This window comes from Kineococcus siccus (genome assembly GCF_009906795.1).
Taxonomy (GTDB): domain Bacteria; phylum Actinomycetota; class Actinomycetes; order Actinomycetales; family Kineococcaceae; genus Kineococcus; species Kineococcus siccus.
This window is the reverse complement of the sequence record NZ_JAAALN010000063.1, coordinates 1-18,334: the sequence shown is the minus strand read 5'-3', so window position 1 is coordinate 18,334 and position 18,334 is coordinate 1. Positions and strand designations below refer to the sequence as shown.

Below are 18,334 nucleotides of genomic sequence, written 5' to 3'. Positions count from 1 at the left end.
CGGCAGCCCCGGCAGGAACCGCGCCAGCAGGGCCGCCTCGTCCAGGTCGCCCACCCGCACCCGCCGCACCCCGCTCCGCTCGCGCCGACGCCCGCGTCGGGGGCCGTCCGGCGGCCGGTCACACTACCTGCGTGACGCGACGGCAACGGGGGTGGGCGGCCCTGGTGGTCGTCGCGGTCGTCGCGGCCGCGGTCGCCGCGGTCCTCACGCGGCCGCCGGGCGTCGAGGCGGCCCGCGACGGGGGCTCGCCCGCGTGCGCCCGGCTGCTCGCCCGGCTCCCCGGCTCCCTCGACGGGCTGGCCCGGGTGCCGCAGGGCGCCGCCGGTGTCGCGGTCTGGGGCGCGGACCAGGAGGTCGTGCTGCGCTGCGGCGCCGCCGTGATCGGGCCCACGACCAAGGAGTGCCTGCCCGTCGGGCCGGACGAGGCCACGAGCGTGGACTGGGTGCGCGACGCCCAGAGCGACCGCGCCGTGCGCTTCCTCACCTACGGCCGCGACCCCGCCGTCGAGGTGACCGTCCGCTTCGCGGGCGGCGACCCGAGCGGGGCGCCGTCGCGGCTGGTCGACCTCGCGGCGCCCGTCGGGCAGGTGCCGCAGACGCGGTCCTGCGTCTAGCGCAGCCCGGTGGGGCGGGTCAGGGCGAGCTGCAGCAGGCGGTCGACGAGCTCGGGGTAGTCGACGCCCGTCGCCGCCCACATGCGCGGGTACATCGAGAACGGCGTGAACCCGGGCATCGTGTTGATCTCGTTGACGACGATGCCGTCCTCACCGCGGTCGGGGTCGACGAAGAGGTCCACGCGGGCCAGGCCCTCGGCGCCCACGGCCTCGAACACCCGCGCGGCGGTGCGGCGCACGGCCGCGACGACGTCCGGCGGCAGGTCGGCGGGGCACGTCAGCCGCACCGAGTCCGCGTCGAGGTACTTGGCCTCGAAGTCGTAGAACGCGTGGCCGCCGAGCACCTCGATCTCGCCCGGCAGGCTGGTGAGCGGCTCGCCGCCACCGGCGTCCTCGAGGACCCCGCACTCCACCTCGCGGCCGGCCAGCGCGGCCTCGACGACCACCTTCGGGTCGTGGCCGACGGCGAGCGCCACGGCGGCGTCGAGGTCGTCCGGGTCGTCGACCCTGCTGATCCCGATGCTCGACCCGGCCCGCGCGGGCTTGACGAAGACCGGGTACCCCAGCGTCGCGACGTCCTTGCGGCAGGCGTCGGGGTCGGCCGCCCAGCGCCGCGCGGTGAACGACGTCCACGGCCCGACGCGCAGGCCGGCGCCGGCGAGCAGCACCTTCATGACCTGCTTGTCCATGCTCGCGGCCGAGGCCAGCACCCCCGAGCCGACGTAGCGGGTGTCGGACAGCTCCAGCAGCCCCTGCAGGGTGCCGTCCTCGCCGAACGGCCCGTGCAGCAGCGGGAACACGACGTCGACGGGCCCGAGGGCGGGCGCGCCGGCCGGGGCGTCGAGCGCCTCCAGCGCCCCCGCGGCCACCTCCAGCGACAGCGCGACGCGCGTCCCGTCGGCCGGCACCTCCGGCGGGGCGGAGCCGCCCAGGGCGAAGGCCGCCCGGGCCTCGTCGACGAGCACCCAGCGCCCCGACCGCGTGATGCCGACGGCCAGGACGTCGTAGCGCTCGCGGTCGACCGCGGCGAGCACCCCGGCCGCGGTGACGCAGCTGACGGCGTGCTCGGAGGAGCGGCCCCCGAAGAGCACGACCACGCGCGGGCGGCGCGCCGGCGGCGTCGGGACGGCGGGCGTCCGGGGGCTCGGGGTCTCGCTCGGGCTGCTCATCGGCGGCGACCCTACCGGCGGTGTGGTTGGGTCCTGGCATGCCTGCGGACGACTCGCCGACCCCTGCCCGCACCGCCCCGGGCGCCCTCTCGCCCGACACCGTGGCCGTCGTGGCCGGCCGCCCGCCGCGCGGCCCGGACGCCGAGCTCAACACGGGCGTCTCGCTGTCCGCGACCTACGTCGGCGGGGGCGCGCTGGGGACCGGGGAGCTCGGCTACGGCCGCTTCGGCAACCCGACGTGGACGGCGCTGGAGGAGGCCGTCGGGCGCCTCGAGGGCGGGCACGCCCTGACCTTCGCCTCGGGCATGGCGGCCGTCAGCGCGGCCCTGCACCTGCTCCCCGCCGAGGGGACCGTGCTCGTGCCGCGCGGCGCCTACAACGGCACGCACGCCCTCAGCGCGCTGCTCGCCGCGCAGGGGCGGCTGCGGGTGCAGCACGTCGACGTCACCGACGTCGAGGGCGTGCGGGCGACGTTCGAGGCGATGGCCGTCGCCCCCGTCGTGCTGTGGCTGGAGTCGCCGACGAACCCCCTGCTGGAGGTCGCGGACCTCGCGGCGCTCGCGGCCCTCGGGCACGAGCACGGGGCGGTCGTGGTGGCGGACAACACCTTCGCGACCCCGCTGCTGCAGCGCCCGCTCGACCTGGGCGTCGACGTGGTCGTCCACTCCGTGACGAAGTTCCTCTCCGGGCACTCCGACGTGGTGCTCGGGGCGGTCGTGGTGCGCGACGAGGAGCTGCTCGCGCAGCTGCGCCGGCACCGCACGCTGCACGGCGCCGTCCCGGGGCCGCTGGAGGCCTTCCTGGCGCTGCGCGGGATCCGGACGCTGCCGCTGCGCCTGGAGCGCTCGCAGGCCAGCGCGGCGCTGCTCGCCCGGCGCCTCGTCGACCACCCGGCCGTGACGCGCGTGCGCCACCCCTCGCTGCCGGGCGACCCGGGGCACGCGCTGGCGAAGGAGCAGATGCGCGGCTTCGGCGCCCTGGTGTCGATCGAGGTCGCGGGCGGGGCGGCCGCGGCCGACGCCGTGGTCGACGCCGTCCGCCTGTGGGTCCCGGCGACGAGCCTCGGCGGCGTGGAGTCGCTGATCGAGCGCCGCCGGCGGCACCCGGGCGAGCCGGCCGTCGTCCCGGAGGACCTGCTGCGGCTGTCGGTGGGCGTCGAGGCCGTCGAGGACCTGTGGCGCGACCTCTCGCAGGCCCTCGACGCGTCGCAGGGGTGACCGGCCCCCGCGCGGGCGCGGCGACACGCCGGGCCGACCTGGCGTGCAAGCGATATCTCATCTGTGAGTTAGCCTCGCCCGCATGGCAGTCTCCACCGAGTCCGCGAGCGACCACCTCTCCCAGATCGGCACCCTCATCCGGGACGCGCGCCGGCACCGCGGCCTGACGCAGGTCCAGCTGGCCGACCGCCTGGGCACCAGCCAGAGCGCGGTGCACCGCATGGAGCAGGGTCAGCAGAACGTCTCGATCGACATGCTCCAGCGCGTCGGCAGCGCCCTGAACGACGACATCGTCTCGATCGGCCGCCCGACGCCGACGCACCTGCGCGTGCACGGCGGCACCCAGCTCTCCGGCAGCATCGCCGTGAAGTCCAGCAAGAACGCGGGCGTCGCGCTGCTGTGCGCCGCGCTGCTGAACCGCGGCCGCACGACGCTGCGCGGGGTCGCCCGCATCCTGGAGATCCACCGGATCCTCGAGGTGCTCGGCAGCATCGGCGTCGAGTACACCTGGATCAACGAGGCCGACCTCGTGCTGGACGTCCCGGACGACCTCGACCTGGACGCCATGGACGGCGAGACCGCGCGCCGCACGCGCAGCATCATCATGCTGCTCGGGCCGCTGCTGCACCGCTACGAGGAGTTCCAGCTGCCCTACGCCGGCGGCTGCGACCTCGGCACCCGCACGGTCGAGCCGCACATGGTCGCGCTGCGGCCCTTCGGCCTCGCCGTGACGGCGACGACCGGGTTCTACCACGGGGCCGTCGACCGCTCGGTGTCCCCGCGCAAGCCGATCGTCCTGACCGAGCGCGGCGACACCGTGACCGAGAACGCCCTGATGGCCGCGGCGCGCAACGACGGGATCACCACGATCCGCAACGCGAGCCCGAACTACATGGTCCAGGACCTGTGCTTCTTCCTCGAGCAGCTCGGGGTGCGCATCGACGGGATCGGGACGACGACCCTCGTCGTGCACGGGGTGCCGCAGATCTCCGTCGACGTGGACTACTCCCCCTCGGAGGACCCGGTCGAGGCCATGAGCCTGCTGACGGCCGCGATCATCACGCACTCCGAGCTGACGGTGACGCGCGCACCGATCGAGTTCCTCGAGATCGAGCTGGCGATCCTCTCGGAGATGGGCCTGGAGTACGACCTCACCGAGGAGTACCCGGCGGCCAACGGGCGCACCCGCCTGGTGGACATCACGGTCCACCCCTCGCAGCTGCGGGCGCCCATCGACAAGATCCACCCGATGCCGTTCCCGGGGCTGAACATCGACAACCTGCCGTTCTTCGCGGTCATCGCCGCGAGCGCGGAGGGCTCGACCACGGTCCACGACTGGGTCTACGACAACCGGGCGATCTACCTGACCGAGCTGAACCGGCTGGGCGCCAAGGTGAAGCTGCTCGACCCGCACCGCGTCCTGGTCGAGGGGCCCACGCGGTGGTCCGGCGCCGAGGTGCTGTGCCCGCCGGCTCTGCGCCCCGCGGTGGTGCTGCTGCTCGCGATGCTGGCCGCCAAGGGCACCTCGGTGCTGCGCAACGTCGACATCATCGCGCGCGGCTACGAGCAGCTCGCCGAGCGGCTCGTGCCCCTCGGCGCGCAGATCGAGACCTTCCGGGACGCCTGAGCCGCGGCCGGACGACGGAGCCCCCCACCTCGGTCGAGGTGGGGGGCTCCTGTCGTCCTGGGCGGCTCAGGCCTTCTTCGCGGCCGCGCGCTTGGTGGCGGTCTTCGCCGTGGTCGTGCGCGCCGCCGTCGTCGTCTTGGCGGCGCTGCGGGCCGGGGCCGTCTTGGCCGGGGCGGCCTTCGCCGGAGCGGCCTTCGCCGGGGCCGCCTTCGCGGGCGCGGCCTTCGCCGGAGCCGCCTTGGCCGGCGCGGCCTTGCGCGCGGCCGGGGCGGCCTTGGTGGCCGTCTTGCGCGCCGGAGCCGCCGCCGGCGCCGCGGTCTTCGCGGCCGAGGTGCGCGTCGCGGGCGCGGCCTTGCGGGCCGTGGTCGCGGGGGCGGCCGGGGCGACGGAGGTCAGGCCGCTGGCGGCCCGCTCCTTGGCTCCCGCGGTGTAGGCGCGCAGCGCCTTCGTGTCGGAGACGACCTCCTTGAAGGCCGTGCCCGGCCGGAACCGCGGCACCGAGGTCTTCTTGATCTTCACGGCCTCCCCCGTGCGGGGGTTGCGGCCCGTGCGCGCGTTGCGGGCCTGCTTCTCGAAGGTCCCGAAACCGCTGATGGCCACCTTGTCGCCCTTGGCGACGGTCAGGGTGATCATCTCCACGATGGCCTCGACGGCCACGGTCGCCTGTCGCTTGCCGCCCAGGCGGGTCTCGAGAGCGTCGACCAGTTCTGCCTTGTTCACGGGGGTGCTCCTCCTCGGAAGGGGCTGTCTGTCCTTCTTGCCCAGGGCCGAGCAGGAGCCCGACACCTGAACGGTACGGCCGCGGATCACCCGCGTCCACCACATCCGCCGCAGATCTCCTTGCGCCACAGCGCGAGTCGCGCCTCCCGCCACCCGGCGGCCACCCGTGCCCCCGCGGGCCGATGCGCGTCGGCCCGGCCTGGCGCGCCGGAGGTCCCCCGCGCGGACCCGTTGCGCGCCAACGCCTCCGACGCACGAGAGCCCCGGACCCCGCGCGGTGGCGCGGGGTCCGGGGCTCGGCCGGGCCGCCTCAGGAGGCGGTGCGGGCGGGGAGCGTGGCGGGCTTGAACGACGGCCGGCGCGCCTCGAAGTCGGTGATGGCGTCGGCGTGGCGCAGGGTCAGGCTGATGTCGTCGAGGCCCTCCATGAGCCTCCAGCGCACGTAGTCGTCCACCTCGAAGGGCACCGTGAGGTCCTGCACGGTCGCCGTGCGGGTGCCCAGGTCGACCGTCACCTCCGTGCCGGGGTGGGCCTCCAGGGCCTTCCAGAGCAGTTCGACGTCGCTCTGGCTCACGACGCCCGTGAGCAGGCCCTGCTTGCCCGAGTTCCCGCGGAAGATGTCCGCGAAGCGGGGGGCGAGGACGACCCGGAAGCCGTAGTCGCGCAGCGCCCAGACGGCGTGCTCGCGCGAGGAGCCGGTGCCGAAGTCGTTGCCCGCGACGAGCACCGACCCGTCGCGGTAGGGCTCGAGGTTGAGGACGAAGTTCGGGTCGCCGCGCCAGGCGGCGAAGAGGGCGTCCTCGAAGCCCGTCCGGGTCACGCGCTTGAGGTAGACGGCGGGGATGATCTGGTCGGTGTCGACGTCGGTGCGGCGCAGCGGGACGCCGACACCGCGGTGGACGGAGAACTTCTCCACGGGGGGTTCCTCTCGGGTCTCTGGCCGCGCTCAGGCGACGGGTTCGAGGTCGGCGGGCGAGGACAGCGTGCCGCGCACGGCCGTGGCGGCCGCGACGAGCGGGCTCACGAGGTGGGTGCGCCCGCCCTTGCCCTGGCGGCCCTCGAAGTTGCGGTTGGAGGTCGACGCGCTGCGCTCCCCCACCGCGAGCTGGTCCGGGTTCATGCCCAGGCACATCGAGCAGCCCGCGTGGCGCCACTCCGCCCCGAAGTCCAGGAAGACCCGGTCCAGGCCCTCGGCCTCGGCCTGCAGGCGCACCCGGGCGGAGCCGGGGACGACGAGGACCCGCAGCGAGTCGGCCTTCTGCCGGCCCTTGACGACCTCCGCGGCGGCGCGCAGGTCCTCGATGCGCCCGTTGGTGCAGGAGCCGATGAAGACGGTGTCGATGCCGATGTCGCGCATCGGGGTCCCGCCCGCCAGCCCCATGTACTCCAGCGCGCGCTCGATGGACTGCCGCGCACCGTCCTCGCCGACCGCCGCCGGATCGGGGACCGACCCCGACAGCGGGACGCCCTGGCCGGGGTTGGTGCCCCACGTGACGAAGGGCTCGAGGTCCTCGCCCTGCAGCACGACCTCGGCGTCGAACTCGGCGTCGTCGTCGGTGCGCAGGGTCGACCAGTACGCCACGGCCGCGTCCCAGTCCGCCCCCGTGGGGGCGTGCGGGCGGCCCTGGACGTAGGCGAACGTCGTCTCGTCGGGCGCGATCATCCCCGCGCGGGCGCCGGCCTCGATCGACATGTTGCAGATGGTCATCCGGCCCTCCATGGACAGGGCGCGGATCGCCTCGCCCCGGTACTCCAGGACGTAGCCCTGCCCGCCGCCGGTGCCGATCTCCGCGATGACGGCGAGGATCACGTCCTTGGCGGTCGTGCCCGGCTTCAGCCGGCCGTTCACGGTGATGGCCATGGTCTTGAACGGCTTCAGCGGCAGCGTCTGCGTCGCCAGGACGTGCTCGACCTCGCTCGTCCCGATGCCCATGGCCAGCGACCCGAAGGCGCCGTGCGTGGACGTGTGCGAGTCGCCGCACACGACGGTCATGCCGGGCTGCGTGAGCCCCAGCTGCGGGCCCACCACGTGCACGATCCCCTGGTCGGCGTCGCCCAGGGAGTGCAGCCGCACGCCGAACTCGGCGCAGTTGCTCCGCAGCGTCTCGATCTGCACGCGCGAGGTCCGGTCCGCGATCGGCAGGTCGATGCCGACCGTCGGGGTGTTGTGGTCCTCGGTCGCGATCGTCAGGTCGGGGCGCCGCACGGGCCGTCCCGCCAGGCGCAGGCCGTCGAAGGCCTGTGGGCTCGTGACCTCGTGGACGAGGTGCAGGTCGATGTGGAGCAGGTCGGGCTCGTTGCCCTCGCCCCGCCGGACGACGTGGTCGTCCCAGACCTTCTCCGCCAGTGTGCGTCCCACCGTGCATCTCCTCCCGACCCGCGGTACCCGCCAGCTTGCGTCTCGCATGCTGAGACGCGAGTATCGCTCCGTGGACAAGAGTAGCGGAGTCGGAGTGCTCGACAAGGCCGTCCTCGTGCTGGCCGCCCTCGAGGCCGGTCCCGCGAGCCTCGCCCAGCTCGTCACGGCGACCGGCCTGGCCCGCCCCACGGCGCACCGCCTCGCCGTCGCCCTCGAGCACCACCGGCTGGTGGGCCGGGACCTGCAGGGTCGCTTCGTCCTCGGCGACCGGCACGCGGAGCTGGCCGCCGCGGCCGGCGAGGACCGCCTCGTGGCCGTGGCGGGGCCCCTGCTGACGGCGCTGCGCGACAGCACGGGCGAGAGCGCGCAGCTGTACCGCCGCCACGGCGACCACCGGATCTGCATCGCGGTGGCCGAGCGGCTGCACGGCCTGCGCGACACCGTGCCCGTCGGCACCTCGATGACCATGGGGGCGGGCTCGGCCGCGCAGGTGCTGCTGGCCTGGGACGACCCCGAGCGCCTGTCGGTGGAGCTGCACCAGGCGAAGTTCGACGCCTCGGCCCTCGCGGGCGTCCGCCGCCGCGGCTGGGCGCACAGCGTGGGTGAGCGCGAGCCGGGCGTCGCCTCGGTCAGCGCGCCCGTGCGCGGCCCGTCGGGCCGGGTCGTCGCGGCCGTGTCGGTCTCGGGCCCGGCCGAGCGCCTGGGGCGCCACCCCGGCCGCCGGCACGCCGAGGCCGTCCTGGCGGCCGCGACGTCCTTCTCCGCGGCCCTGCAGCCCGCCGACAGCCTGGCGACGACCTCCTGAGCGAGCCCGGGGACGACGAAGGCCCCCGGTCGCTGACCGGGGGCCTCCTGAGGTAGCCCCGACGGGATTCGAACCCGCGCTACCGCCTTGAGAGGGCGGCGTGCTAGGCCGCTACACAACGGGGCCCTAGCTGACGTCCTGCGGGAGTCTCCCACCCGCCGGACCGCCGTGCAGAGCATACCTTCTCAGGTCGTCTGCGCAGCGCTGGGGTACCAGGACTCGAACCTAGACTAACTGGACCAGAACCAGTCGTGCTGCCAATTACACCATACCCCATGGTGAACTCCCGGCCGGAAGAACCGCTCGGGTGCGTGGACGACCATACCGGCTGCCGTCCCCGCTCCCAAATCGGCCGGGAGCCCCGTCAGGAGGCGGGGAGCTCCGCGCGCAGGCGGCGCAACCGGGCGAGGGAGGAGTCGCGGCCGAGGATCTCCATCGACTCGAACAGCGGGGGCGAGACCCGGCGGCCCGTCACGGCCGTGCGCAGCGGTCCGAAGGCGAACTTCGGCTTGATGCCCAGCCCGTCGACCACCGCGGCACGCAGGGCGGCCTCGAGCGCCGGCGTCGTCCACTCCCCCAGCCCGTCGAGCGCGGCCAGGCCGGCGTCCAGCACGTCGGCGGCCTCGGGACGCAGGGCCGCGACCGCCTCGGGCTCCAGCGCCAGGTCGGCGTCGGCGACGAACAGGAAGCCGAGCATGCCGGGGGCCTGGCCCAGCAGGGTCATGCGCTCCTGCACCAGCGGGGCCGCGGCGGCCAGCCGCTCGAGCTGCGCGGCCGTGGGCTCGGGGCCCAGCAGGCCGGCCGACTGCAGGTGCGGCACGAGGCGCGACCGGAAGTCGTCCGGGGCGAGCAGCCGCAGGTGGGTGGCGTTGATGGCCTCCGCCTTCGCCTGGTCGAAGCGCGCGGGCGAGGCGTTGACGTCGGCCACGTCGAAGGCCGCCACGAGTTCGTCGACCGAGAAGACGTCGCGGTCCTCGGCGATGCTCCAGCCGAGCAGCGCGAGGTAGTTCAGCAGCCCCTCGGGCACGAACCCCCGGTCCCGGTGCAGGAACAGGTTCGACTCGGGGTCGCGCTTGGACAGCTTCTTGTTGCCCTCGCCCATGACGTAGGGCAGGTGACCGAAGCGGGGTGTCCCGGTGGCCACCCCGATGTCGACGAGGGCGTCGTACAGCGCGAGCTGGCGGGCCGTGGAGGACAGCAGGTCCTCACCGCGCAGGACGTGGGTGATGCGCATGAGCGCGTCGTCGACGGGGTTCACCAGCGTGTACAGCGGTTCCCCGTTGGCGCGCACCAGGACCGGGTCGGGGAAGGACCCGGCCTTGAACTCGATGCGGCCGCGCACGAGGTCGTCGAAGGAGTAGTCCCGCTCGGGCACCCGCAGGCGCAGCGTCGGCTGCCGGCCCTCGGAGCGGAACGCCGCCACCTGCTCGGGCGTGAGGTCGCGGTCGAACCCGTCGTAGCCGAGCGCGGGCGAGCGCCCGGCGGCGCGGTGGCGCGCGTCGATCTCCTCCGCGGTCGAGTACGACTCGTAGAGGTGGCCCGCGGCGACGAGCCGCGCGACGACGTCGGCGTAGACGTCGCGGCGCTCGCTCTGCCGGTAGGGGCCGTCGGGGCCGCCGACGTCGATGCCCTCGTCCCAGTCCAGGCCCAGCCAGCGCAGCGCCTCGAGGATCTGGCCGTAGCTCTCCTCGGAGTCGCGGGCCGCGTCGGTGTCCTCGATGCGGAACACGAGCTTGCCGCCCGTGTGCCGGGCGTAGGCCCAGTTGAACAGCGCGGTCCGGATCAGGCCCACGTGGGGCGTCCCCGTCGGCGAGGGGCAGAAGCGGACCCGCACCGGGCTGGTCGAGGAGCCGGCGGAGGGGCTGGGCGCGGGGGCAGGCGTGGCGTCAGTCATGGCGGAGGCAGCCTACGGCGCGGCGGCGCCGCACCGCCCGCCCGCCGCCGCCCGGCTCGCGTCGGCTCGGCTCAGGGAGCGGTGAACGGGGTGACGAGGATCCCCAGGCCCTCGACCTCGATCTCGGTCCGGTCGCCGGGCCGGACCGGCCCCACGCCGGCCGGGGTCCCCGTGAGGATCACGTCCCCGGGCAGCAGGGTCATGGCGGAGCTGACGTGGGCGACGATCGCGGCGACGTCGTGGACCATGAGCGACGTGCGCCCGTCCTGGACGGTCTCCCCCACGTCGTGCGCCCCGCGGTAGCGCCGGGTCGTGATGCGCACGTCCGCCGGGTCGAACTCCGTCTCGATCCACGGGCCGAGCGGCGTGAACCCGTCCGCCCCCTTGGCGCGCCACCACTGCTTGTCCTTGTCCTGCAGGTTGCGCGCCGTGATGTCGTTGGCGACCGTGTAGCCGAACACGACCTCGGGGACCCGCGCCCTCGGCACGTCCTTGCAGATCCGCCCGATCACGAGCGCGAGCTCGCCCTCGTAGTGCAGCTCGCCGCCCGCCCACGCCGGCACCGCCACGGGGTCGCCCGGGCCCGCGACGGACGTGTTCGGCACGGTGAAGACCAGGGGTTCGGTCGGCAGCTCGTTGCCGAGCTCCTCGGCGTGCGCGGCGTAGTTGCGGCCGATCCCCAGGACCTTGCTGCGGGGGATGACGGGGGCGAGCAGCCGGGCGTCGGCGAGCGGGACGCGCTCCCCGGTCGGGGCCAGCGCGCTGTAGAGCGGGTCGCCCGAGACGACCAGGAGCTCCTCCTCGCCCACCGGACCCTCGACCACCCCGAAGCGGGGGTCGGAACCGCCGGCCGTGAACCTCGCGATGCGCATGGCGCCAGCCTAGGGGCGGGTCACGTCAGCAGGTCGCGCACCTGGTCGACGAAGAGGACGAGGAACAGCACGCCCGAGGCCGCGAGCACGGTGTTGGCCACCGGGCCGTTGCGGTGGGGCGCGGGCGTGCGCGCGGAGTTCAGGAGCAGGAGCAGGGTGAGGGCCAGGAAGGGCAGGAAGAAGGACCCGAGCACGCCGTAGGCGACGATCAGCCCGAACGGCTGGTCCAGGAACAGCAGGCTGATCGGCGGGAACGTGAGCCACAGCAGGTACAGGCGGAAGGGCCGGCTCCGCTGGGCGCTGCCGTCGGCGATGGCGCGGCTCGCCTCCTCCCCCGCCGGGCGGCGCAGGTTGGCCCAGAAGTCGGCGACCATGAGGCTGACGCCGTTCCAGACGCCGATGAGCGAGGAGAACGACGTGGCGAAGAACCCGACGAGGAACACGGTCGAGACGACCTGGCCGTAGCGCTCGCGCAGGACCGTGTCGAGGTCGAGCAGCCCCGCGTCCCCGGAGGCGATCTGCGCTCCCACGGCGGCGACGAGCTCGGCCCCGACCACCATCATCGCGACGACGAAGACGCCGGTCGTGGCGTAGGCGACCCGGTTGTCCCAGCGCATGACGCGCAGCCAGCTCGCCTCCCGCCAGCCCTTCGCGTTGATCCAGTACCCGTACGCCGCCATGGTGATCGTGCCGCCCACCCCGCCGATCAGGCCGAGGGTGTAGACCGTCGAGCCGTCCGGCAGCGCGGGCACCAGGCTGCCCGTCGCGCCCCCGCCGTCGACGAGGAGGAACACCGCGAGGCCGACCACGACGAGGAACATCACGCCGACGCAGGCGGTCATGACCTTCTCGAACACCGAGTAGCGGCCGAAGGCGACGAGCAGCAGACCCGTGGTCCCGCACAGCACGGCCCACGTCTTCAGCCCGAGGGCCGGGAACAGCGCCGCCAGCGGCAGCGCGGACGCGGTCATCGCCGAGGCGCCGTAGACGAACCCCCACACGACGACGTAGACGCCGAAGTAGACCGTCGTCCAGCGGCCCAGGCTGCGCCAGCCGGCGAACACCGTGGACCCCGTCGCGAGGTGGAACCGGCCGACCGCCTCGGCGAGGGCGATCTTCACGACGCAGCCGACGACCGCCGCCCACAGCAGCGCGTAGCCGAACCGGCCGCCGGCGATCAGGGTGGCGACGAGGTCCCCGGCGCCGACCCCGGTCGCCGCCACGACGATCCCCGGGCCGACCAGGCGCCAGCGGTGCGTGCGGACGTCGGCGGTGCTGGTCGCGGAGCTGCTCACGGGTCCTCCCGACGGCTTCGGCGCCCGGCTCCCGCGCCGGGACCCGGTGGGCACCGCACGCTAGCCGAGGCGGGGTGCTCGCGCGCGGGCCCGGCCGGGGGCACGCTGGCCCGCATGAGCGCACCCGCCGACCGCACCCCCGACGCCGCCGCCTGGGACGAGCGCTACGGCGCCTCCGACCGCATCTGGAGCGGGCAGGCCAACGGCGCGCTCGTCGCCGAGGTGGCGGACCTGGCGCCCGGTCGCGCTCTCGACGTGGGCTGCGGCGAGGGGGCCGACGCGGTGTGGCTGGCCCGGCGCGGCTGGCGCGTCACGGCGCTCGACGTCTCCCGCGTCGCGCTGGACCGGGCCGCGCAGCACGCGCGCGACGCGGACGTCGAGGTGACGTGGTGCCACGCCGGGCTGGTCGAGGCGGACCTGCTGCCCGGGTCCTTCGACCTCGTCAGCGCGCAGTACCCGGTGCTGCTGAAGACCCCGCAGGCCGTGGCCGAGCGGTGGCTGGCGGCACTCGTGGCCCCCGGCGGCACCCTGCTCGTGGTCCACCACGACCTCGACGCCTCCCCCGCGCAGCAGCACGAGGGCGGTCCCGACCCCGCGCTGCACGCGACCCCCGCGGACGTCGCCGCGGTCCTCGACGACGCCTGGGAGGTGCAGGTCCACGAACGGCGACCCCGCACCGTCACCGGGGGTGCGGGGGCCCACCACGTGGCCGACCTCGTGGTGCGCGCCCGCCGCCTCAGCGGCGGGTGACCCCCGCGCTGCGCAGGCCGTGCACGAGGCCGTCGACGAGGGCCTCCCAGCTGGCCTCGACGATGTTGCCGCCGACCCCCACGGTCTGCCAGCTCCGCACCCCGTCGGTGGTCTCGATGAGCACGCGGGTCACGGCGTCGCTGCCGTGCGAGGAGTCGAGGATGCGGACCTTGAAGTCGGCGAGCGTGAAGGTCTCCAGCTCGGGGTAGGCGGGCAGCAGGGCGGCGCGCAGCGCGGCGTCCAGCGCGTTGACCGGGCCGTTGCCCTCGCCGGTCGCGATGACCCGCTCGCCGCCCGCGTGCACCTTCACGGTGGCCTCGGAGACGCGGCCGCCGCCGGCCGTGCTCTCGGTGATGACGCGCCAGCTCTCGACGTCGAAGAACGACGGCCGCACCCCGGTCGTGTACTCCCGCAGCAGCAGGTCGAAGGAGGCGTCGGCCGCCTCGTAGGTGTACCCGGCGGCCTCGTCGGCCTTCACCCGCTCCGTCAGCCGGCCCAGCGCCTCCCGGTCCCCCGACAGGTCCACGCCCAGCTCCCGGCCCTTCAGCTCGATGCTGGCGCGGCCGGCCATGTCGGAGACGAGCATGCGCATGTCGTTGCCGACGGCCTGCGGGTCGATGTGCTGGTACAGGTCCGGGTCGACGCGGATCGCCGAGGCGTGCAGGCCCGCCTTGTGGGCGAACGCGCTGGCGCCGTAGTACGGCGCCCGGTTCACGGGCGGCACGTTGGTGATCTCGGCGACGGCGTGCGTGATGCGCGTGACCTCCCGCAGCGCCCCCGCGGGCAGCACGCGCCGGCCCACCTTCAGCTCGAGGTCGGCGACGACCGTGACGAGGTCGGCGTTGCCCGTGCGCTCGCCGTAGCCGTTCAGCGTGCCCTGCACGTGGACCGCCCCGGCGTCGATGGCGGCCAGGGAGTTCGCCACCGCGCAGCCGGTGTCGTTGTGCGCGTGGATGCCGAGCGGGACGTCCACGGCCGCGTGCACCTCGGTGACGACGGACGTCACCCACGGGGGCAGCATCCCGCCGTTGGTGTCGCACAGCACCACGACCTCCGCCCCGGCCTCCGCCGCGGCCCGCACCACGGCCAGCGCGTAGGCCGGGTCGTGGCGGTAGCCGTCGAAGAAGTGCTCCGCGTCGAGGAACACGCGGCGGTCCTCGCGGCGCAGCAGCGCGACGGTGTCGGTGACCATCGCGAGGTTCTCCTCGAGCGTGGTCCGCAGCGCCGCCGTGACGTGGCGCGCGTCGCTCTTGGCCACCAGCGTGACGACGGGCGTGGCCGCGTCGAGCAGGGCCCGCACCTGCGGGTCGTCGCCCGCCCGCACGCCCGGCTTGCGGGTCGCGCCGAACGCCGCGAGCAGCGCGTGGGAGAGCGTCAGCTCCTTCTCGGCGCGCGCGAAGAACTCGGTGTCTCGCGGGATCGCCCCCGGCCAGCCGCCCTCGACGAACCCCACGCCGAGGGCGTCGAGGTGCGCCGCCACGACGAGCTTGTCGTGCACGGACAGGGCGAGCCCCTCCTGCTGGGCGCCGTCGCGCAGCGTCGTGTCGTAGACGTCGAAGCGCGGCCCGGACCGCTCCTGCTCAGACAAGGCGGGTCATCCACCCGTGGGGGTCCTCGGCGCGGCCGTGCTGCAGGTCGAGCAGCGCCTCGCGGATCGAGGTGGTCACCTCGCCGGGCTCCCCGGCGCCGTGCACCAGCTCGCCGTCGGAGGAGACCAGGCGCCCGACCGGGGTCACGACCGCGGCGGTGCCGCACGCGAACACCTCGGTGATCCGTCCCGACGCGACGCCCTCGCGCCACTCGTCCACGCTGACGCGCCGCTCCGTCACCCGGTGCCCCCGGTCCGCGGCCAGCTGCAGGATCGAGGACCGCGTGATGCCCTCGAGGATCGTGCCGGTCAGCTCGGGCGTGACGATGCTGCCGTCGTCGTGGACGAAGAACAGGTTCATGCCGCCCAGCTCCTCGACCCAGCGGCGCTCGGCCGCGTCGAGGAAGCAGACCTGGTCGCACCCGTGCGCCGAGGCCTCGTCCTGCGCCGACAGGCTCGCGGCGTAGTTGCCGCCGCACTTGGCCGAGCCGGTCCCCCCGAGCGCGGCGCGGGTGTAGTTCTCGGACAGCCAGATCGAGACGGGCTTCACGCCGCCCGGGAAGTAGCTGCCGGCGGGCGAGGCGATCACGAGGTAGGTCACCTCGCGGGCGGGGCGGACGCCGAGGAACGACTCGGTCGCGACCATGAAGGGGCGCAGGTACAGGCTCGACTCGCCGCCGCTGGGGACCCAGCCCTCGTCGGCGCGCACGAGCGCGGTGATCGAGGCGAGGAACGCCTCCGTCGGCAGCACCGGCAGGGCCAGGCGCTCGGCGGAGCGCGCGAACCGGGCCGCGTTCGCCTCGGGCCGGAACGACCACACGCTGCCGTCGTCGCGCCGGTAGGCCTTCAGTCCCTCGAAGATCTCCTGCGCGTAGTGCAGGACGGCCGCCGCGGGGTCCAGCTGCAGCGGGCCGTACGGCACCACGCCGGCGTCGTGCCACCCCGTGTCGGAGGACCACACCGCGCGCGCCATGTGGTCGGTGAAGAACCGCCCGAACCCCGGGTTCGCCAGGATCTCCGCCCGCCGGGCGCTCGCCACGGTCGCCGTCGAGGCGGTCAGGGGGAACTCCAGGGCGGTGGTCGTGGCGCTCATGCGCTGATCTCCTCGGACGACGGGTGCGGGCCCCGGCCGCTGCCGGGCGGGGACCCCTGACGGTACCGCCGCGCACGGCGGGTGGGACGGGAGCGCGGGCCGGCCGCGGGGCCGGCGACGGCTCACCCGACGGCGAGCTCGGCCAGGGCGTCGCCGACGGTCGCGGTGCTCCGCGGCCCGCGCACCTCACCCGAGGCGCGGCGCGCGAGGTCCGCCGTGACGGCCCCGTCGACGCGCCGCGACGCGGCCTCCAGGCCGAGGTGGTCGAGCAGCATCGCGACGCTCAGCACGGCGGCCGTCGGGTCGGCGAGCTGCTTGCCCGCGATGTCGGGCGCGGAGCCGTGCACGGGTTCGAACATGCTCGGGGCCGTGCGGTCGGGGTTGATGTTGCCCGAGGCGGCGAGGCCGATGCCCCCCGTGATGGCCGCGGCCAGGTCGGTGATGATGTCGCCGAACAGGTTGTCGGTGACGATCACGTCGAACCGCGACGGGTTCGTGACCAGGAAGATGGTCGCGGCGTCGACGTGCAGGTAGTCGACCGCGACGTCCGGGAAGTCCGCGCCGACCGTCTCGACCGTGCGGCGCCACAGGTGCCCGGCGTGCACGAGGACGTTGTGCTTGTGCACCAGGGTGAGCGTGCGGCGCGGGCGCGCCTGGGCCCGGCGGAAGGCGTCGCGCACGACGCGCTCGACCCCGTAGGCGGTGTTCACGCTGACCTCGGTCGCGATCTCGTGCGGGGTGCCCACGCGCAGCGCGCCGCCGTTGCCGACGTAGGGCCCCTCGGTGCCCTCCCGGACGACGACGAAGTCGACCGCACCCGGGTCCCCCAGCGGCGTCGGCACGCCGGGGAACAGCGTCGAGGGGCGCAGGTTCACGTAGTGGTCGAGCTCGAAGCGCAGCTTCAGCAGGAGCCCGCGCTCGAGGACCCCGCTGGGGACGCTCGGGTCGCCCACCGCGCCGAGCAGGACGGCGCCGTGCCCGCGGACCTCGGCGAGCACGGAGTCCGGCAGGGCCTCGCCCGTCGCGTGCCACCGGCGGGCACCCAGGTCGTACTCGGTCGTCTCCACGCTCTGCCCGGTGCCGTCGAGCACGGCGTGCAGCACCTTCAGGGCCTCCGCCGTCACCTCGGTCCCGATGCCGTCGCCGGGGATGACCGCGAGTCGCAGAGTGTCCGCCATGAGCGGCGAGGGTAGCGGCGACCCGGACGACCGTGCAGCACGCGGGCAGCCGGCCGTCCTCCCGCGGGGGGAGGCCCCACCTCACCCTCCGGACTGACGTCCGCCCGGGGCCGCCCCGCCTACGCTCGTCGGGTGCCGCAGGACAACCTCGTCGAGCGCACGAGCGCCTGGTTCCGCGACCACGTCCTGCTCGTGGACAGCGCGCTGGCCGCGGTCCTCACCCTCTTCTGCGCCTCGCAGGCCAGCGGCTACCGGGTCGGCGGCGTGTTCTTCTCCGTCGCGCTGTGCGCTCCGCTGGCCCTGCGCCGCGTGCGCCCCGCCGTGTCGGGCGTGGCCGTGGCGGCCGCGGGGCTGCTCCAGCTGCAGCTGCTCGACACGGTGCTCCTCGCCGACGTCGCCGTCCTCTTCTCCCTCTACGCCCTCGCGGCCCACGCACCCCGCTGGGCGTCGCTCGCGGGGCTCGGCCTGGCGCTGTTCGGCTCCGGGGTCGTGGCGCTGCGCTACTTCTCCTTCGAGGGCGTCGTCGTGATGACGATCGTCGCCCTCTTCGCGGCCGTCACCTCGCTCGCGAGCTGGGCGCTCGGCAGCTTCCAGCGGGTCCGCCGGCAGAACGCCGAGCAGCTCGCGGAGCGCGCCCGGCTGCTGGAGGTGGAGCGGGAGAACGAGTCCCGGCTCGCGGTCACCGGCGAGCGGCAGCGGATCGCGCGCGAGATGCACGACGTCGTCGCGCACTCCCTGTCCGTGATCATCGCGCAGGCGGACGGCGGCCGCTACGCCGCCCGCACCGACCCGGCCCTCGGCGTCACCGCGCTGGACACCATCTCGGCGACCGGCCGGCAGGCGCTCACCGACATGCGCAGCCTGCTGGGCGTGCTGCGGGACGGGCCGGGCGACGAGCGGGCACCCCAGCCCGACGTGGCCCGGATCCCCGAGCTCGTCCGGGAGGTCCGCGCCAGCGGCCTCGACGTCCGCGTGGACGTGGCGGGCGAAGCCCGCCCGCTCCCGCCCGCGGTGCAGCTCGCGGCCTACCGGATCGTGCAGGAGTCCCTGACGAACGTCCTCAAGCACGCGGGTCCTGCGGCCCGTGCGGAGGTCCTCGTGCGCTGGGACGCCGACGCGCTGCGGCTCGCGGTCGACGACGACGGCCGCGGCG

At 74.8% G+C, this 18,334-nt stretch carries 16 protein-coding genes and 2 tRNA genes; 6 read left to right on the top strand and 12 right to left on the bottom strand.

Annotation, left to right across the window (positions count from 1 at the left end; genetic code table 11):
• Positions 1 to 131: 131 nt before the first annotated feature.
• Positions 132 to 614 carry a DUF3515 family protein gene (locus tag GTR02_RS09350; protein WP_166607217.1) on the top strand — a complete coding sequence of 161 codons (483 nt, stop codon included), beginning with the start codon at positions 132 to 134 and terminating at the stop codon, positions 612 to 614.
• On the opposite strand, the gene GTR02_RS09345 is transcribed toward GTR02_RS09350, so the two are convergent.
• On the bottom strand, positions 611 to 1,783 hold the full coding sequence (locus tag GTR02_RS09345; RefSeq protein ID WP_166607216.1) for a D-alanine--D-alanine ligase family protein: 1,173 nt from the start codon (positions 1,781 to 1,783) through the stop codon (positions 611 to 613). The two genes, GTR02_RS09350 and GTR02_RS09345, sit on opposite strands and share 4 nt — an antisense overlap.
• Positions 1,784 to 1,821: 38 nt before the next feature.
• On the opposite strand from GTR02_RS09345, the gene GTR02_RS09340 reads away from it, so the two are divergent.
• Together GTR02_RS09340 and GTR02_RS09335 are read left to right on the top strand one after the other, a co-directional pair.
• Positions 1,822 to 3,000 (top strand): trans-sulfuration enzyme family protein, encoded by a 1,179-nt coding sequence (locus tag GTR02_RS09340; RefSeq protein ID WP_166607215.1) that lies wholly within the window; start codon positions 1,822 to 1,824, stop codon positions 2,998 to 3,000.
• A gap of 82 nt (positions 3,001 to 3,082) precedes the next feature.
• Positions 3,083 to 4,627, top strand: coding sequence for a helix-turn-helix domain-containing protein (locus GTR02_RS09335; RefSeq protein ID WP_166607214.1), 1,545 nt, complete (start codon positions 3,083 to 3,085; stop codon positions 4,625 to 4,627).
• 66 nt (positions 4,628 to 4,693) lie between these two features.
• On the opposite strand, the gene GTR02_RS09330 is transcribed toward GTR02_RS09335, so the two are convergent.
• The 3 genes from GTR02_RS09330 to leuC form a co-directional block, all read right to left on the bottom strand.
• Complete coding sequence (locus GTR02_RS09330; protein WP_338073699.1) at positions 4,694 to 5,347, bottom strand: HU family DNA-binding protein; 654 nt, start codon at positions 5,345 to 5,347, stop codon at positions 4,694 to 4,696.
• 310 nt (positions 5,348 to 5,657) lie between these two features.
• Positions 5,658 to 6,263, bottom strand: coding sequence for a 3-isopropylmalate dehydratase small subunit (gene leuD, locus GTR02_RS09325; protein WP_166607213.1), 606 nt, complete (start codon positions 6,261 to 6,263; stop codon positions 5,658 to 5,660).
• A 30-nt stretch (positions 6,264 to 6,293) separates the two neighbouring features.
• On the bottom strand, positions 6,294 to 7,706 hold the full coding sequence (leuC, locus tag GTR02_RS09320) for a 3-isopropylmalate dehydratase large subunit (RefSeq protein WP_166607212.1): 1,413 nt from the start codon (positions 7,704 to 7,706) through the stop codon (positions 6,294 to 6,296).
• Positions 7,707 to 7,776: 70 nt separating this feature from the next.
• Here leuC and GTR02_RS09315 point away from each other — a divergent pair, with 70 nt between their 5' ends.
• Positions 7,777 to 8,511 carry an IclR family transcriptional regulator domain-containing protein gene (locus GTR02_RS09315; protein ID WP_166607211.1) on the top strand — a complete coding sequence of 245 codons (735 nt, stop codon included), beginning with the start codon at positions 7,777 to 7,779 and terminating at the stop codon, positions 8,509 to 8,511.
• 53 nt (positions 8,512 to 8,564) lie between these two features.
• Here the strand turns inward: GTR02_RS09315 and GTR02_RS09310 are convergent.
• The 5 genes from GTR02_RS09310 to GTR02_RS09290 all read right to left on the bottom strand — a co-directional run bounded on the left by GTR02_RS09310 (position 8,565) and on the right by GTR02_RS09290 (position 12,572).
• Positions 8,565 to 8,637, bottom strand: a tRNA-Glu gene (locus tag GTR02_RS09310).
• Between the two features lie 78 nt (positions 8,638 to 8,715).
• Positions 8,716 to 8,787 (bottom strand) — tRNA-Gln (locus GTR02_RS09305).
• Positions 8,788 to 8,875: 88 nt separating this feature from the next.
• Positions 8,876 to 10,405: a glutamate--tRNA ligase gene (gene gltX / locus GTR02_RS09300; protein ID WP_166607210.1), complete on the bottom strand. Its 1,530-nt coding sequence runs from the start codon at positions 10,403 to 10,405 to the stop codon at positions 8,876 to 8,878.
• 71 nt (positions 10,406 to 10,476) lie between these two features.
• Positions 10,477 to 11,277, bottom strand: coding sequence for a fumarylacetoacetate hydrolase family protein (locus tag GTR02_RS09295; protein WP_166607209.1), 801 nt, complete (start codon positions 11,275 to 11,277; stop codon positions 10,477 to 10,479).
• Positions 11,278 to 11,297: 20 nt separating this feature from the next.
• The gene (locus GTR02_RS09290) at positions 11,298 to 12,572 is read right to left on the bottom strand and encodes an Nramp family divalent metal transporter (protein WP_166607208.1); all 1,275 of its coding nucleotides are present in this window, start codon (positions 12,570 to 12,572) and stop codon (positions 11,298 to 11,300) included.
• 114 nt (positions 12,573 to 12,686) lie between these two features.
• Between GTR02_RS09290 and GTR02_RS09285 the strand changes: the two genes are divergently transcribed.
• Positions 12,687 to 13,322, top strand: a complete 636-nt coding sequence (locus GTR02_RS09285) for a class I SAM-dependent methyltransferase (RefSeq protein ID WP_166607207.1) — start codon at positions 12,687 to 12,689, stop codon at positions 13,320 to 13,322.
• Here the strand turns inward: GTR02_RS09285 and cimA are convergent.
• The 3 genes from cimA to GTR02_RS09270 form a co-directional block, all read right to left on the bottom strand.
• Complete coding sequence (gene cimA, locus GTR02_RS09280) at positions 13,309 to 14,910, bottom strand: citramalate synthase (RefSeq protein WP_166607206.1); 1,602 nt, start codon at positions 14,908 to 14,910, stop codon at positions 13,309 to 13,311. The two genes, GTR02_RS09285 and cimA, sit on opposite strands and share 14 nt — an antisense overlap.
• Positions 14,903 to 16,003 (bottom strand): branched-chain amino acid aminotransferase, encoded by a 1,101-nt coding sequence (locus GTR02_RS09275; protein ID WP_166607205.1) that lies wholly within the window; start codon positions 16,001 to 16,003, stop codon positions 14,903 to 14,905. Before GTR02_RS09275 ends, cimA begins: the two co-directional genes overlap by 8 nt.
• A gap of 122 nt (positions 16,004 to 16,125) precedes the next feature.
• Positions 16,126 to 17,181, bottom strand: a complete 1,056-nt coding sequence (locus tag GTR02_RS09270; RefSeq protein ID WP_166607204.1) for a 3-isopropylmalate dehydrogenase — start codon at positions 17,179 to 17,181, stop codon at positions 16,126 to 16,128.
• Positions 17,182 to 17,313: 132 nt separating this feature from the next.
• On the opposite strand from GTR02_RS09270, the gene GTR02_RS09265 reads away from it, so the two are divergent.
• A partial coding sequence (locus GTR02_RS09265; RefSeq protein WP_166607203.1) for a DUF7134 domain-containing protein occupies positions 17,314 to 18,334 on the top strand: 1,021 nt, incomplete at its 3' end.